This is a genomic window from Pseudoalteromonas sp. OFAV1 (assembly GCF_021532595.1).
Taxonomy (GTDB): Bacteria; Pseudomonadota; Gammaproteobacteria; order Enterobacterales; family Alteromonadaceae; genus Pseudoalteromonas; species Pseudoalteromonas lipolytica_C.
The window spans coordinates 185,232-201,472 of the sequence record NZ_JAKGBG010000001.1; the positions used below are offsets into that span (position 1 = coordinate 185,232).

A 16,241-nucleotide genomic window follows, 5' to 3' on the forward strand; every position below is an offset into this window, starting at 1 on the left:
GAGTCGTTATGTTTATTTTATCCCAGTGCTTAGTTGCAATCGCCACATTACTCGATTTAGCATCTTTTCAATTTAGGCAAAGGCACGTTATTTTAGCCTGTTTGTTTAGTTCGGTATTACTCACATCAGTTCACTTTTTGCTACTTGATAATTTAAGTGCCGCAAGCTTAATGCTAATAGCGGCAGTGCGCTATGCATATTGTATTTTTGCTCGTAAAACCTGGGTGATGGTTACTTTTATGTTGGTAAGTATTACCGCTGTGAGCCTAACTTGGTATAACTGGGTAAGTTTTATTGCCTTAGTTGCAACTTTAATTCAAACCTACGCGTCGTTCCAAGGCAAAGACCTATCATTAAGGCTTATGATGGTTATTGGTACACTGTGTTGGATAACACATAATGCGATCATGTTTTCCCCAGTCGCAGTGGTAATGGAAACGGTATTTCTATTGAGTAATTTATTAGGAATATGGCGCTACTACGCTTCACCTAAGGCTGTATAAGTATTAAAAGGTGTTAACACGGTATAGTAAAATATACCGTGCTTTTATAGCAAAATAAGCTTAAAGCGTGTTGGCAATCAGCTTGAGTAAATAAGTTTCGCGCTGTATCGATAATCCCTGCTTATCACTCATTGCCATAGTTGTTTCATTGTGTGCTATGGCATCAAATATGTTTACCCATTTGGGTTGCATACCGTTTTGAACTTCGTAGTGTTCCATTTTTGGATCTGCAAATTCATCACTTATTTCACAAAAATAACAGTAAGATTTTATATGCACACAATCAAAATCGTCTTTGTACCAAGGCCTGATCTCTTCATATAAACCAAGGGGATGTTTAATCTTTATTTGTTGCGCGCCAGTTTCTTCATGAAGCTCTCTGAGTAGCCCTTGCTCGATAGATTCACCGTCATCGATACCACCGCCAGGTAAGCTGTAGTCATCATAACGGGCGGTATATAAAAGTAGTACTTGTTCACCTTTCAATACAATGGCTCGTGCTGTGTTGCGAATAAACACACTACCATACTGTTCACTTAAACTTGGGTGGAGTACTTTTTTTAATAACTTCATGTGCCATAAAACTTCTTGTATTTAATCAAATACAGCTTAATTTAATATTTGAGTTGTTACTATAGCGTGTAAATGATATTAGATTTATTTTTTTACCCCAAAATGGAACTTATTGGGGTAAAATGTCGGAATAAATAACTGCATATGCACTCTATGTGTAGTATTTTCTTTTCAGAAAAACTTTGCGTAGAATGATGAAAAAAGCTTAGGGAATTAATATGTTGAATGTACTTTTGGTTGATGATGACAGTGAATTTAGTGATGTTGTTTGTCACATCGTTGAATTCCTTGGGCATAACATTAATACTGCTGCCAATCTTGCCGAAGCTGAGCAATGGTTTGAAAATAATACGTTTGACCACGTCTTTTTAGATTTTATGTTACCAGACGGCAGTGGTTTACACTTACTCGAACACCTAAAAAAAATAGGTCAATCTCCGCGAGTTACGCTTATTTCTGGTCACCCATCAGTAAAAGGTAAATTAGCCGAGATGTGTGAAGCTAATGTGGGGCATTTGGTAAAGCCGCTACAACGCGAAGACATTGAGCGTGTTTTAAACCCTAAAAAAGCGTCTGATAAGAAAAAGTCAGCACCTTCAATTAAGCGTCATTTTGGCACCTTAATCGGTGAGTCAGAAGTGATGAAAAAACTCTATACTATGATTGAGCGTGTGGCAGCAACATCAGCCAATGTGATGTTAATGGGCGAAAGTGGTGCCGGTAAAGAGGTTGTTGCGCAGGCTATTCATAACGCAACCGAGTGCGATGGTCCACTCGTGGCTACCAACTGCGGCGCATTTTCAAAAGAGCTGATTGGTAGCGAACTTTTCGGTCATGAAAAAGGCGCATTTACAGGTGCGATTGCGCGTAAAGAGGGTGTGTTTGAACAAGCTGCTGGTGGTACGTTGTTTTTAGATGAAGTCACCGAAATGCCGATTGATATGCAGCCAAACTTATTACGTGTGCTTGAGAGCAAAAAAGTAACCCGAGTGGGCGGTACAAAAGAGCAAGCGGTGAATTGTAGGGTTATTTCTGCGACCAACCGTACTTTAACAGATCTTGCGCAAAACAATGTTATTCGTGAAGATATTTACTTTCGTTTAGCGGTATTCCCTATTGATATTCCACCGCTACGTGAGCGCAAAGAAGATATTCCACTGCTTGCGAATGCCTTTTTAGAACAACTCAATGAAGAAAATGGCACTGACTTTAAGTGGCAAGCAAGCCAGTTAAAAGAGCTTGAGGCTCATGATTGGCCTGGTAACGTGCGTGAGCTTCGCCATGCAATACATCGCGCTTTTATTATGAGCGATCCTAAAGGTACGGCAATTGTTTTACCTGAGTCATTAGAATCTCCTTTCTCGAAAGTAAATAAAGAAACACAAAACAACCAAGTAATGGCAGGACAAACCATTGAAGAGGTGGAAAAAGAACTGATCCACGCGACATTGGATAAAGTACAAGGAAATAAAACAATTGCTGCCCAGATGTTAGGGATCAGCACAAAAACACTCTACAACCGTTTAAATGCTTACGGAGGCATTGGCGAATACAAATAATAAAGGATAGCTATGAATAATGACGAGTCTTTACGTAAGTTAGTCCATGATGCACGCGCACCATTGAATCGTATTTCAATGAATGCAGAGCTAGTTAAGCTTGTATTAGAAAATGATATGCCAAAGCAAAAAGCACTTGATGCACTTGATAAAATAATTGCTAACTGCCAACAGTGTAGTGAGCAATTACAATTAATTAGTGATACCCACGCTAGTGAGTAACGGAAAGCAAATGCAAAGAAAAAAACAGAAGGGAAAAATCACCATTAGCTGGGCGAGCTTTATCGCTGTCGTGCTGTGTATTGTGGTTGCAAACGCTATATTAGCTATTAATAGTATTCGCTCATTAACTGAGATCCAGAACAGTCTAGATAATACCAACTCTCTAAATACAGCTATTGAACGATTACACTTGTCTGTTGTTCAAGCTGAGTCAGGGCAGCGTGGCTATTTGCTTACTGATCGGGAAGATTACTTAATGCCATATAATGATGCAATTGCCTCAATGCAAGCACAAATAATGCTGGTGAAAAGTCTTCATTCAGAAATACCGGGACAAGCTGATCGTATTGCAAGGATGATTTATTTAGTCAATGATAAAGTTGCTGTGATGACCAAAACCACAGATCTTGCATTGGCTAATAAAGATTTAAAAGCCCGTCAATTGTTACTTACAGATAAAGGACGCGATTTATACAAAGAGATACGCACAGCTGTTGATGAAATCCAGATGCGGGAGCTTAATTTTAAAATAGAGTTATTTTCCGAGCTTTTAGAAATTAAGAACGAAGCAAAATTAACTTTTGCAATTACTGCTGTTACAAGTACCTTATTGCTGATCGGTATGTTTGTTTTAACACGCATTAACGCTCGTAATGCAGCAAAATATAGAGCTGATCTAGAAGAACAGAATGAAAATTTAGCTGTAAAAGTAGCAGAGCGTACTCAAGAGCTAACCATTTATTCAGATGAATTAAGCCGTTCTAACAGAGAGTTGGAAGAGTTTGCCTTTGTAGCAAGCCACGACTTACAAGAGCCGCTGAGAAAAATTCAAGCATTTAGCGACCGTCTAGAAAAAATGTTTAAAGATGATCTCGGCGAAAAAGGCATTGATTATATTAACCGTATGAAAAATGCGGCGCAGCGTATGTCTAACCTTATTAATGACTTACTTGAGTTTTCTCGAGTTACTACGCGTGGCAAAGACTTTGTAGATACCGATTTAAATAACGTTGTAAATGAGGTGTTAGATGACCTTGAGATCGCTATTAAAGAGTCAGAATCAACTGTTAATTTAGAGCCACTTCCTCATATTCAGGCTGATCCGAGCCAAATGTTGCAGCTATTTTTAAATATTCTTTCGAATGCCATTAAATTTAGACGCGAGAATGTGCCGCCAGTCATAAACATTAATTACCAGCGAACTCAAGAGTTTAGCCAAGCTCATAATAGCGAGGTCGAGTGGGAGATCATTACTATTTCGGATAACGGTATTGGTTTTTCTGAAGAGTACCTAGAAAAAATATTTGTTCCGTTTCAGCGTTTACACGGGCGTTCACAATATAAAGGCACAGGCATTGGCCTATCGGTTTGTCGACGAATTGTAGAGCGTCACGGTGGCGAAATTTTTGCGAGTAGTCGCGTAGGTGAAGGTGCAAGCTTTACTATTAAATTACCTGTGGAAACATCCCTTTTCACATTACAAGGAGAGGCATAATGCCATTTAATAAAGTTAAACCAATTACCATTTTAATGGCCGATGATGATGAAGATGATCGTTTATTAACACAAGATGCTCTAGCTGAAAGCCGTGTTTTAAACGAGTTATATTTTGTTGAAGATGGCGTGGAACTACTTGAGTACCTTGAACGCAAAGGTAAGTTTAGCGAAAAAGAAAGTTCACCAAGGCCTGGCTTGATCTTACTAGATTTAAATATGCCACGAATGGATGGCCGTGAGGCGTTACAAGCAATCAAGACAAACCCTAATTTAAAAGGCATTCCGGTTGTGATTTTAACTACATCAAAGCAAGAAGAAGATATGGTTAAAGGTTACGATTTAGGGGCGGCTTCATACATTACAAAACCGGTCACTTTTGAGGGATTAGTTGAGCTGATGAAGACGCTTGGTAAGTATTGGGTTGAATTTGTAGAGCTGCCAACACCACTCAATGATTAAAGGATAATACATGTTAGATAAGGTAACCCGCTTACTCTTGGTTGAAGACGATGAAGATGATTATATTCTCACTTGTGATTACTTGGAGCAATTGGGTTCCCATACCTTTGATGTAGAATGGTTAAGCTGCCCCGAGCAAGCCATTAGTGTACTGAGCGAAAACAAGCATGATATTTGTTTGTTAGATTATCGTTTAGGTGCCTCTGATGGCTTAGAAGTGCTCAAACGGGCTGTTGCAAACGGTTTTCGTGGGCCGATTATCATGCTTACGGGGCAATCAGATGAAGCCCTTGATTCTGCGGCACTTGATGCTGGTGCGGTTGATTACCTCGTAAAAAGCGAGATGAATTCAAGCCGCTTTGCCCGTGCTATTCGTTACGCCTTAGCTCGCCGAGATGTTGAAGATGAGCGAGTTGAACGATTAAAAGCGGAAGCAGAAAATCGTTCTAAAGACCGCTTCTTGGCACATTTGAGCCATGAGTTACGTACACCGCTTTCATCCATTTTGGGTTATACCGAGCTGCTAATGCAGAGCGAAAAGAATCGGCATTTAAATAATGAACTTGGGGTCATTTATAGAAATGGCAAACACTTGCTAAGTTTACTTAATGATGTGCTCGACTTATCTAAAATTGCCGCCGATAAACTTGAACTAAATTGCAGTGATGTTAATTTTGATAGCCTTATGGCTGATGTGTATACCTTAATGCGCGTCTCAGCCTTGGATAAAGGCTTAAAACTTAAATTTGAGTCACAGCAAGCCTTGCCATTGATTATAAATACAGATGCCACACGGCTAAGACAAATTTTAATCAATATTATCAATAATGCGATTAAGTTTACCAACCAAGGTGAAATAGTCGTGCGCGCATGGACTGCTTGGGTCAATGAGCGAGAAATGCTGTTTTTTAGTATCAAGGACACAGGCCTTGGTATTCCTCAAGAAAAGCAGGCACTGATTTTTAAACCCTTTGAACAGATTGCCGATGTTGAGTCGAGGGATGTAGGTGGTGCAGGCCTTGGTCTTGCGATTTGCGCCGAATTATTAGCTCGTATGCAAGGCTCAATTGAGCTTGAATCAACCTTAGGGGAAGGGTCTGAATTTATCTTATCTATATACCCTGGCAATATACGTGAGGTTGAACGACAGGTATTGAGTTTCGATTCAAGCCCTGATTGTCAGCAAAAGTTAAGTACACTTTCAACTTCAGGGAGAGTGTTGGTTGTTGATGATTTAAAAGACCTACGAGTTCTCGTTGGACACATGATCACCAGCACTGGGGCAGATGTAGAGTTTGCTGAAAATGGTAAGCAGGCTATCGAGAAAGTGGCCAGTGCAGAGCAAGCAGGCAAACCTTTCGATATTGTGTTTATTGATTTACATATGCCGGTTATGGGTGGTAAAGAAGCCACCATTGAGCTTAGGAAAATGGACTATCAGGGGCCTATCATCGCGCTTACTGCCGCAACAATGAAAGGTGTAAAAAGTGAGCTTAGTGCGCTTGGTTTTAATGACATGATAGCCAAACCTATTGATACTGGATTACTTTATCAAGTGCTCAATCATTATATTTGCCAAGGTAAAACAGAACCTGTTGTTGCTCGGGAGGATTCCCTCGCATTGACTCAGCAAAGTACACGTTATTTATTGGTTGAAGATGATGGTGATGCCGCACAAATAACCCAGCTATTACTTGAAAGTTTGGGGGTTGAAACCGTCATTGCCGATAGTTGTGCTGCTTGTCTGGATATTCTTCACGATAATCAACGCTTTGATAAAGTGCTGTTAGACATGCACTTGCCAGACGGTGAAGGTCTTGATTTGGCAGCTAAAATTAACCAAGAGTATGCGGGGTTAGCTTTAGTGGTAGTGAGTGGTGCCGAGCCAGATCCTGAAAAAATGAAACAGCTTGATATTGAACAAGTGCTATTAAAACCTATTAATTTAGGGATACTCAGCGAGCTTATAGCGCACTGATAGAGTGCCTAACTATAAGCTCTGGTTCAAATAAAGTTTGTAATGACGGGGTTTGCTTTTGGTAAACCTGATTCAGGATCCAGTTAGCCGCCATTCTGCCCATTTCTTCAATCGGGTAGTTTATGGTACTCAGTTGAGGGTAAACATGGCGAGTAAAAAACACATTATCGTATCCCATAATAGATAACTGTTTAGGGAGTGTAAGCCCTAATTTTCTTGCACTTGCCATAGCGCCAACAGCCATTTCATCGTTGGCACAAATTAAAGCACTAAATGGTTTGCCATGTTGATGCAATGCCGCAAGCCCTTCAAAGCCACTCGATTCCATGAAGTCACCTTGATATAGCAACTCTTCATCAAAAGGAACACCAAACTCAGCAAGCGCTTGCTTGTGACCTTCTAAACGGTCTTTGGCGTCTTGCTTCCATAATGGGCCACTAATATATGCTATCTGCTTGTGGCCTTTTTCTAATACATATTTGGCAGCAAGGTAACCGCCTTTTATATTGTTAAGTAGTATACAACGATCACTTAGCTGACTAATGTAGCGGTTGATCAGAACAAATGGAATACGGCCTTTACTAAGTTTAATTAGGTACTCATCACTAACAGCTTCTACGTGTAAAATAAGCCCATCACAATTGCGGCTTATTAAAAACTCAATACCTTGTTTTTCGCGTTCTTCATCACTATGGCCAGCTGCAATAATGAGGTGTTTGCCTTGATTTCGAAAAATGTTTTCAATACCACTCATCATTGGGCCATAAAATGGACCTTGTAATTCAGAGACCAGTAAGCCAACACTGTTTGAGCAATTTGATGCCAACGACTGTGCAATTGAGTTGGGGCGATAGCCTAACTCATTCATTGCAGCTGTCACTTTTTTACGAGTAGCGTCACTGACATTGGCATTGTTATTCATTACTCTTGAAACTGTAGCAAGTGAGACTCCTGCAAGTTTCGACACCTCGTAAATGGTGGCCATGTTTGTCCTTTTAAAAAACCAAGTTATTGTTTATGTTGCGATGATAAGTCTGCACTAATCTGCTCAACAGTTTGATTATCAAGAATATACATTTTCATGATAAATGCGACAAGCATACTACCTATTGCTGGGTAAAGGGTAAATGAAATCAAAATACCTGATAATGTTGTCTCGCTAAGCTCTGCGTTAGCCTCATAGCCATAAAAAGCCAATAGCCAGCCCGCAATTGCTCCACCTAGCGCCAACCCTAACTTAATGAAAAACACCACACTAGCATACACTAATCCTGTTAAGCGCTCGCCAGTTTTCCATTGCCCGTAATCGATGGTATCAGCCATTTTGGCCCAAAGTAGCGGGGTTGCCATTTGGGTGAAAAAGCACCAAAAGAAATAGATAACAAATGCCAACACAATCTGCTCGCTAGGCAACCAAAATGCAATACAGCTGATAACAGCAGAAATATATTGTAAGCGTATGTATGCTGTTTTCTTGTCTACTCGCTTGCTCAGAGGGTTAGCACAGGCACATCCAAGGATATTGCCTATCATGCCAATGGTTACAAAGTAGGTCACCAAATCAGCCTCGCCAAGTACATACTTAACATAGTAAATTGCTAAGGTAGTACGCAAAACCATACTGGTAAGTAGCATTACAGCGGCAAAACACAGTACTTTAAAAGGACTATTTTGCCATAATGTATTGAAACGAGTTTTCCAACTAAGCGACGCATTGTTGTGTGCTGTAACTCGTTCTTTAGTGTAGCGAAAACAAATTAAAAATAGCACCACACCTAAGCCGCTCATCAGTGCCATTGTTAGCTGATAGCCCGTCGCGTTATCACCTTTACCTAGCCAGTTAACTAGGGGCAAAGTACATGCACTCACAATTAACCCGCCTAGCATACCAAAGACAAAACGGTATGATTGAATTGATACTCGCTCTTTCGGATCGCTACTTAACACGCCACCTAACGCTGAATAGGGAATATTAATAGCGGTGTAGACCAGCATCAATAAAGTGTAAGTAACAAACGCATAAACTACTTTACCTGATTCAGGTAGGTCAGGCGTGGTAAAGGTGATCATACTGATCACCCCAAATGGTAAGGCAAGCCAAAGCAAGTAAGGGCGGTAGCTTCCCCACTTAGTGCGGGTCGAATCGGTTAGAGCCCCCATTAATGGATCGGTAATAGCATCGACAACTCTCACCACCAAAAATAAGGTGCCGACAACAGCAGGCGATATACCAAAAATATCTGTATAGAAAAACGTTAAGAATAACATCACTGTTTGAAAGATAATGTTACTTGCTGTATCGCCTAATCCGTAGGCTATCTTTTCTTTTTTTGTCAGCATGTGTGCTCTCGTGTGTTGTTATTTTTATCGTTGTCTTAATAATTCACGATATTGTTTTGCGCTTTCTTTCAAAATACGCTGCTGGCTATCATAGTCAATATACACTAACCCAAAGCGTTTCTCGTAGCCATACGCCCACTCAAAGTTGTCCATTAAGCTCCAAGCAAAGTAACCTTGAATATTAACGCCTTGACGAATTGCTGCACAAACTGCATTTAAATGAGTGTGATAATAATCGACTCGCTCAACATCATACACTTCACCATTGTTGAGTGTATCAGCCATAGCTGCCCCATTCTCAGTTATGTACATTTTAGGCAAATCGTATTGTTGGTGCAGTGATACAAGCAGTTCAGTTAAGCCTTGCGGATAAACTTCCCAGCCCATATCGGTTACACGTACATTGGCTAAACTTGCTTCTTCAAACCAGCCATCTGGGGTATTTTTGTAGTGTATGCGGGTATAATAATTAACACCAATAAAGTCGACGGCTTGGCTAATAATCGCCATGTCGTCAGCAAGTATTGTTGGTTTAACTTCATCTGCTAACTGATCAAATAGCGGAGGATAGCACCCGTCTAGCACGGCTTTTATATACCATTGATTATGATACTGATCAGCAAGCTCTGCGGCTTTGCTATCGGCAGCAGTTAGCGGATAAGTAGGGCTGAAGTTTAGTACGATACCGGCTTCTGTATTTGGGCAGTTTTCACGTAAAACCTGCATAGCTAGGCCATGGGCAAGTAATAGGTGATGAGCTGCTTGTCGGCCTGCCTGTTGTGATTTTACACCTGGTGCATGCACACCTACTTCGTAACCTAAATAAGCACTACAGAATGGCTCGTTTAAGGTTGCAAATGAATCTACGAGATGACCGAGATGCTCAGTAACTAGCTCAGTATATTCTCTAAATTTGTAAGCTGTATCACGGTTTAACCAACCACCTTGATCTTCAAGATACTGAGGTAAATCCCAGTGATATAAAGTGACGTAGGTTTTGATGTTACGCGCTTTTAAAGCCGTTAGCAGCTCAAGATAAAATGCCATACCTTGTTTGTTTGCAGTCCCATCTTGATTCATGACTCTTGGCCAAGAAATTGATAAACGGTAAGCATCGACGCCTAAATCGGCAATCATTTCGACGTCTTTTTGCCAGTGAGCTATGTGTTCACAAGCGTTATCGCCATTACTTTGATCTGCAATAGCCCCTGGTTTTTCACAAAATGTGTCCCAGATACAATCAAGTCGAGTGTCGCGGGCGCCTTCGATTTGAAATGACGCAGTCGCTACACCAAAAGTGAATTCTGGTTTAAGCAAAAACGAATCAGGCAAAAGAGAAATAGATTTATACACTGAAGAGTCATCCTTCGCATTGATAATGTAAGGCTGCCAAAGGCATATACAATCTATCTGTAAGCGCTTACATTTTTATTGTAAATAAATTGCTAATTATATTTAATATGATATAAATGTAAGCGCTTACATTTGATGTTGCAACATTTTTCGCTATTTGTTGTTAGTAGTTTAGTTCTGGATATGCTGTAACAAACTGATAAATATAATTAACTAGAGATAAAATTATGGCTCATGTATCAACGCCTGTTGCGGCTTCAGCTAGCCAAGCTGATATGCCTAAGCAACACTTTGCACTGGCATCATTGACCACGTTATTTTTCATGTGGGGGTTCATAACGTGTTTGAATGATATTTTAATCCCTTACTTAAAAGGTATGTTTTCGCTTAACTACACGCAAGCCATGTTGGTGCAGTTTTGCTTTTTTGGTGCTTATTTTGTGATGTCTATCCCCGCGGGTAAATTGGTCAGCCGTATTGGTTACCAGTTTGGTATTGTTGTGGGCTTGGTGGTTGCCGCCATTGGTTGTGCCTTGTTTTACCCTGCTGCAGTAGCACATGTTTACGAATTATTTTTACTAGCATTATTCGTGCTTGCATCGGGTATTACTATTTTACAAGTATCTGCAAACCCTTACGTGAGTGTCCTTGGTCCACAAAAAACCGCGTCATCTCGATTAACGATGACACAAGCTTTCAACTCACTTGGTACTACTGTCGCTCCTATCTTTGGTGGTTGGCTAATTTTATCTGAAGTCAGTCATGCAACCGCAGAGCAAGTAAAGTTACCTTATTTGTTACTGTCATTAAGCTTATTAGTTCTTGCCGTTATTTTTGCTTTTTTAAAGCTGCCTAAACTAGGTAGAGAAAGTGACAATGAAGCTGCACATCAAGACTTAGAAGATTTTGTAGACTTAGGTAGTGTGTGGAAATACCGTCATTTAATTTTAGGTGCAGTAGGTATTTTTGTTTATGTGGGTGCTGAAGTTGCTATTGGTAGTTTTTTAGTTGGTTTTTTAACTTTAGATAATATTGCTGGTTTAGCTGAAAAGGAAGCCGCTCACTATATTAGTTATTATTTTGCCGGTGCGATGGTTGGCCGTTTTATTGGCGCTGCTGTGATGCAAAAATTTGATGCGGGCAAAGTGCTTGCGTGTCATGGCTTACTTGCTGTGGTGTTAATTGTGATCGCAATGACAGGTGAAGGCAGCCTGGCTATGTGGGCGATTCTTTTAGTTGGGCTTTGTAACTCAATTATGTTCCCAACTATTTTTAGCCTTGCGCTTCATGGCCTAGGTAAATACACCTCAAAAGGTTCTGGTATTTTGTGCTTAGCGATTGTTGGTGGCGCAATTATTCCATTATTGCAAGGTGTTATGGCTGATGCTATTGGCGTGCAACTGGCGCTCTTTTTACCTATCGCATGCTACTTATACATTACTTACTTTGCGCTAGTAGGCTCAAAAGTATCAACTCAGACTTCAAAGGTGTAAATATGAAATTGAAAAATACATTCACCCTCGGCTCTTTAATGATTGCAAGTATGGGGCTGTTAGGTTGTGCTGAGCAAGAAGTAACAGTTAAAGAAAAAGTGAAGCAAGAAATCTGGCCACATATTGAAACCGGGATTGCTGAAGACCCTGAGCTTGAAGCTAAGATTGCGAAGATGTTAGCCGGTATGACGCTTGAGCAAAAAATTGCACAAATGATCCAACCTGAAATTCGCGATATTACCGTTGAAGATATGCGTAAATACGGGTTTGGTTCTTACCTTAATGGTGGTGGTGCATTCCCTAATAACGACAAACATGCCAAGGCTTCTGATTGGATTGATTTGGCTGAAAAAATGTATCAAGCCTCAATTGATGACTCATTAGATGGCAGCAAAATTCCAACTATGTGGGGCACCGATGCAGTACATGGTCACAACAATGTGATTGGCGCTACATTATTCCCTCATAACATTGGTTTAGGGGCAACAAATAACCCTGAGCTAATTGAGAAAATTGCAGCCGCTACAGCACAAGAAGTAATGGTGACGGGCATTGATTGGGTGTTTGCACCTACAGTCGCCGTTGTTCGTGACGATCGTTGGGGCCGTACTTACGAAGGCTACTCTGAAGACCCTGAAATCGTTAAAGCATATTCAGCAGCCATCGTAAAAGGCTTACAAGGAGCTGTTGATAAAGATTTTCTGTCTGATAAACGCGTGATCAGTACTGTTAAACACTTTTTAGGTGATGGCGGTACAGAAGGGGGCGATGACCAAGGTAATAACACCGCGTCTGAACAAGAGTTATTCGAAATTCATGCACAAGGTTATGTTGGTGGTTTAGGTGCAGGTGCACAAACCGTGATGGCGTCATTTAACAGCTGGAATGGCGAGAAAATTCACGGTAGTAAATACCTACTTACTGATGTGCTAAAAGGTAAAATGGGCTTTGATGGCTTTGTCGTCGGCGATTGGAATGGTCACGGTCAAATTCCTGGTTGTAACAATGCAGATTGTGCGCAAGCTGCAAATGCAGGCCTTGATGTGTATATGGTTCCAACAGATGCATGGAAACCATTATATGAAAACTTAATTAAGCAGGTTAAGAACGGCGAAATTGCGCAAAGTCGTATTGATGATGCGGTTACCCGTATTCTTCGTGTAAAAATGCGTGCAGGCTTATTTGATAAGCCAAGTCCTGCTAAGCGCCCACTTTCTGGTAAAACAGAGATCATTGGTAGTGCAGAGCATCGCGCAGTTGCAAAACAAGCGGTACGTGAATCACTGGTTCTTCTGAAAAATAAACAGCAGCTGTTACCATTATCACCAAAAGCCAATGTACTAGTTGCTGGTTTAGGTGCTGATAATATTGGTATGCAGTCAGGTGGTTGGACTATCACATGGCAGGGGACAGGCAATGAAAATAGTGACTTTCCTGGTGGCTCTTCAATTTTTGATGGTATTAAAAAGACCGTTGAGCAAGCCGGTGGGCAAGTTCAGTATGATCTAAATGGCGAATTTGAAACTAAGCCAGATGTAGCGATTGTCGTGTTTGGTGAGCAGCCATATGCTGAAGGTAATGGTGATTTAGACAACCTTGAATACCAACGTGGTAATAAAACAGATCTAGCCCTACTTAAAAAGCTAAAAGAAGCGGGTATTCCCGTGGTATCGCTATTTATTAGTGGTCGCCCAATGTGGGTGAATGCAGAGCTAAATGCCAGTGATGCGTTTGTTGCAACTTGGCTGCCAGGTAGTGAAGGTGACGCCATAAGCGATGTGCTTTTTAAAAATGCAGATGGTTCAATCAATCATGACTTTAAAGGTAAGCTGTCATTCTCATGGCCAAATGATCCAATCGGCAATCAAAACCGTGGCGATAAAGATTACGCACCACTTCTGCCATACGGCTTTGGTTTAACATATGAAGATGAGAATACCCTAGCTGACAATCTTGATGAAACTTCTCAGGTGACAAGTGAACTTGAAGATCTAGTAATGTTTGAGCGAGCAATTAAGTCGCCTTGGTCACTTCAGTTGCAAAGTGGCAGTGAATTGCAAGCAATGACGAGTAGTCGAGCTGCTGTAAATGCAGTAAGTGTAAAAACCTTTGATAAAGACGTACAAGAAGATGCTCGTGCCATTAGTTTTAACGGTAAAGAGCCTGCATCAGTGCGTTTAGTGGCTGCGTTTCCGTCAGATTTACGCTCGTACGTTGAGAAAAATGGTCAACTTGAGATGTTAATTAAAGTGGATAAAGCGGCTGATGCTCCTTTAATGTTAGGTATGCAATGTGGTGAAAACTGTGAAGGCCAGTTTGATATTCGCGAGCGACTAGCAGACACGGCCGAATGGCAAACTATCTCTGTAAACTTAGCTTGTTTTGCAGATAAAGGTGTCAATCTAGCGCAGGTATTTTCGCCTTGGCAGTTGGCAACCGACGGAGCATGGCAGGTGTCGATTGCTCATTTAAGCGTTGGTGTGACCGATAACCAAGAATTGACGAATACTTGTAAGTAACAACTCCTCCCTTACGTCCTTTTGGTTAACAGGTAACATACTGCCTGTTAACCACTTTCTCTTTATCAAGAGCTTTACTCTACTACATAGTTTAGTACTGTTGTCTTTCATCTTCAGTTAGAATTACTCAATGATATACGTGTTTGCCTAAGTTTTACTTAAAAGGATCTGGTTATGCATTCAGTAAAATTAGCCTCTGAAGAATTTACACCGAGTAAGATAGTCTGCGTTGGACGCAATTACGCCGAGCATATTGCCGAGCTAAATAATGAAACTCCTACCAGCATGGTATTGTTTGTGAAACCTAATAGTGCAATTTCGCAACAGCTCCATGCCGAGCATAATGGTGAAGCTCTACATTATGAAACTGAGCTTTGCTTTCTGATAAAAAATAAGCAGTTAGCTGGAGTTGGATTAGGTCTTGATTTAACTAAGCGCTCGTTACAAAGCGCATTAAAAGAAAAGGGATTACCTTGGGAGCGTGCAAAAGCCTTTAATGGCGCAGCGCTATTTACTGAGTTTGTTAGTTGTGATGAAGCTTTGGCGTATCAATTTAATTTGCAAATAGATGGTAAGGAAGTGCAGTTTGGTGATACTCAGCTAATGCTGCATGATGCACAGCAAATTTTATCCGAAATTAGTGAGTTCATGGATTTAGAAGATGGTGACATCATCATGACCGGCACCCCTAAAGGTGTAGGTAAGGTAACCTCAGGCGCTATATTTAAGGTGACTTTGCAGGCGGCTGAGCAGACTCTTTTAAGCCATCAGTGGCAATCACGTTAAGTGGCTCTAAAATATAACGCTGATAATGTGACGAAAACTCAGGAAAGCTTTGCTCTAGCCAAATGCGTTGGCTAAGTTGATATTTTTCATCAGCTAAAATCTTATTTTTTAGTACAGTGTTTATTTTTGCTAAAACTTTTTCGGCGTAATTGTTTGGTGCACTAGATGAGCAACCTATTGCACCGAATATCATATTTTTTTCAGGAATATTTACGGCCAATTTTTGAATATTCTTTTGGTTTGTCTGATTGTAGTAATCAGCAACAAAAGGGTATTCAATGGTGTAATCAATATAGCCATGTTCAAGCTGGGAAAGCAGTGCGTAATTAGCATTACTACCAGTACTACTTAGTGCAGCACTCTCGTATAGCTTTGTATTAATTGCAATAGTGTCTATCAGGTTACCGAACTTACGAGCATCATTTTGACCATAAATGAAGTTGGCATCGGTCAGTAAAGAAATTAATGAGACTGGGTTGCCGTGTTTTTGCGTAATCTTTACTGCGGTGTCAGGGGTACTTAAAACACTAAATGGAGGATAGACCGTCGTTGGAATCGAGTAGGTTGCGCGATTGGTCTTTTCCTCACGGTGGATCATACAGGCATAACACGCCATATGGCCTTCATCGAGGTATTTACTGCCTCTTTTTTGCGGCAACATCACCTTGGTGTGTTTAATCTCTGGTAAGGCTTCAATCAACATATCGGTGATTTCGTTGCACAAGCCGCCATACGGGTTAGCTTGGCTTTTCTCTATGTAGAATGGTTTACCATCATTTTCAAGCCAAGTAATTGAAAGTTGTTCTGAGGCACAAGTGATTGGGGTAAGCAATATACCAGTAACAATGCATAATACTTGTTTTACGTATTTACTCATCGATAACCCAAATACTAAAGTACTGTTAACAACTATACACTAAAGTATGGATAAATTTGTAGATAAAACTTTAAAATGATAA

Annotated in this window: 14 protein-coding genes; 9 read left to right on the forward strand and 5 right to left on the reverse strand. The window is 40.6% G+C overall.

Annotated elements, in window-relative coordinates:
* Positions 1-8 precede the first annotated feature (8 nt).
* Entirely contained in the window at positions 9-503 is a 495-nt protein-coding gene (locus tag L1267_RS00860; RefSeq protein WP_135923650.1) for a YgjV family protein, read from the forward strand.
* 60 nt (positions 504-563) lie between these two features.
* Here L1267_RS00860 and L1267_RS00865 read toward each other — a convergent pair whose 3' ends face one another.
* Complete coding sequence (locus L1267_RS00865; RefSeq protein ID WP_135923651.1) at positions 564-1,076, reverse strand: NUDIX hydrolase; 513 nt, start codon at positions 1,074-1,076, stop codon at positions 564-566.
* A 218-nt stretch (positions 1,077-1,294) separates the two neighbouring features.
* Here L1267_RS00865 and L1267_RS00870 point away from each other — a divergent pair, with 218 nt between their 5' ends.
* From L1267_RS00870 to L1267_RS00890, 5 genes are read left to right on the forward strand one after another with little or no spacing between them, the layout of a single operon-like run.
* The gene (locus L1267_RS00870; RefSeq protein WP_135923652.1) at positions 1,295-2,635 is read left to right on the forward strand and encodes a sigma-54-dependent transcriptional regulator; all 1,341 of its coding nucleotides are present in this window, start codon (positions 1,295-1,297) and stop codon (positions 2,633-2,635) included.
* Between the two features lie 12 nt (positions 2,636-2,647).
* Positions 2,648-2,857, forward strand: a complete 210-nt coding sequence (locus L1267_RS00875) for a histidine kinase (RefSeq protein WP_135923653.1) — start codon at positions 2,648-2,650, stop codon at positions 2,855-2,857.
* Between the two features lie 10 nt (positions 2,858-2,867).
* Entirely contained in the window at positions 2,868-4,352 is a 1,485-nt protein-coding gene (locus tag L1267_RS00880; protein WP_135923654.1) for a sensor histidine kinase, read from the forward strand.
* A complete protein-coding gene (locus L1267_RS00885) occupies positions 4,352-4,813 on the forward strand; it encodes a response regulator (RefSeq protein WP_135923655.1) in 462 nt (153 codons plus the stop codon). The genes L1267_RS00880 and L1267_RS00885 overlap by 1 nt, the downstream gene beginning before the upstream one ends.
* Before the next feature lie 10 nt (positions 4,814-4,823).
* Positions 4,824-6,791 carry a response regulator gene (locus L1267_RS00890; RefSeq protein WP_235381815.1) on the forward strand — a complete coding sequence of 656 codons (1,968 nt, stop codon included), beginning with the start codon at positions 4,824-4,826 and terminating at the stop codon, positions 6,789-6,791.
* Here the strand turns inward: L1267_RS00890 and L1267_RS00895 are convergent.
* The 3 genes from L1267_RS00895 to L1267_RS00905 are packed head-to-tail and all read right to left on the reverse strand — an operon-like array spanning position 6,778 to position 10,484.
* Positions 6,778-7,776, reverse strand: a complete 999-nt coding sequence (locus tag L1267_RS00895; protein ID WP_199526859.1) for a LacI family DNA-binding transcriptional regulator — start codon at positions 7,774-7,776, stop codon at positions 6,778-6,780. The genes L1267_RS00890 and L1267_RS00895 overlap by 14 nt on opposite strands.
* A 23-nt stretch (positions 7,777-7,799) precedes the next feature.
* Entirely contained in the window at positions 7,800-9,131 is a 1,332-nt protein-coding gene (locus L1267_RS00900; RefSeq protein ID WP_235381816.1) for a glycoside-pentoside-hexuronide (GPH):cation symporter, read from the reverse strand.
* Between the two features lie 24 nt (positions 9,132-9,155).
* Positions 9,156-10,484 carry a GH1 family beta-glucosidase gene (locus L1267_RS00905; RefSeq protein ID WP_235381818.1) on the reverse strand — a complete coding sequence of 443 codons (1,329 nt, stop codon included), beginning with the start codon at positions 10,482-10,484 and terminating at the stop codon, positions 9,156-9,158.
* Positions 10,485-10,711: 227 nt separating this feature from the next.
* Between L1267_RS00905 and L1267_RS00910 the strand changes: the two genes are divergently transcribed.
* The 3 genes from L1267_RS00910 to L1267_RS00920 all read left to right on the forward strand — a co-directional run bounded on the left by L1267_RS00910 (position 10,712) and on the right by L1267_RS00920 (position 15,282).
* Positions 10,712-11,977 (forward strand): sugar MFS transporter, encoded by a 1,266-nt coding sequence (locus L1267_RS00910; protein WP_135923660.1) that lies wholly within the window; start codon positions 10,712-10,714, stop codon positions 11,975-11,977.
* A gap of 2 nt (positions 11,978-11,979) precedes the next feature.
* Positions 11,980-14,496, forward strand: a complete 2,517-nt coding sequence (locus L1267_RS00915; protein WP_235381822.1) for a glycoside hydrolase family 3 protein — start codon at positions 11,980-11,982, stop codon at positions 14,494-14,496.
* A gap of 174 nt (positions 14,497-14,670) precedes the next feature.
* A complete protein-coding gene (locus tag L1267_RS00920) occupies positions 14,671-15,282 on the forward strand; it encodes a fumarylacetoacetate hydrolase family protein (RefSeq protein WP_135923662.1) in 612 nt (203 codons plus the stop codon).
* On the opposite strand, the gene L1267_RS00925 is transcribed toward L1267_RS00920, so the two are convergent.
* Positions 15,221-16,159, reverse strand: a complete 939-nt coding sequence (locus L1267_RS00925) for an ABC transporter substrate-binding protein (RefSeq protein WP_235381824.1) — start codon at positions 16,157-16,159, stop codon at positions 15,221-15,223. The genes L1267_RS00920 and L1267_RS00925 overlap by 62 nt on opposite strands.
* Positions 16,160-16,241 lie beyond the last annotated feature (82 nt).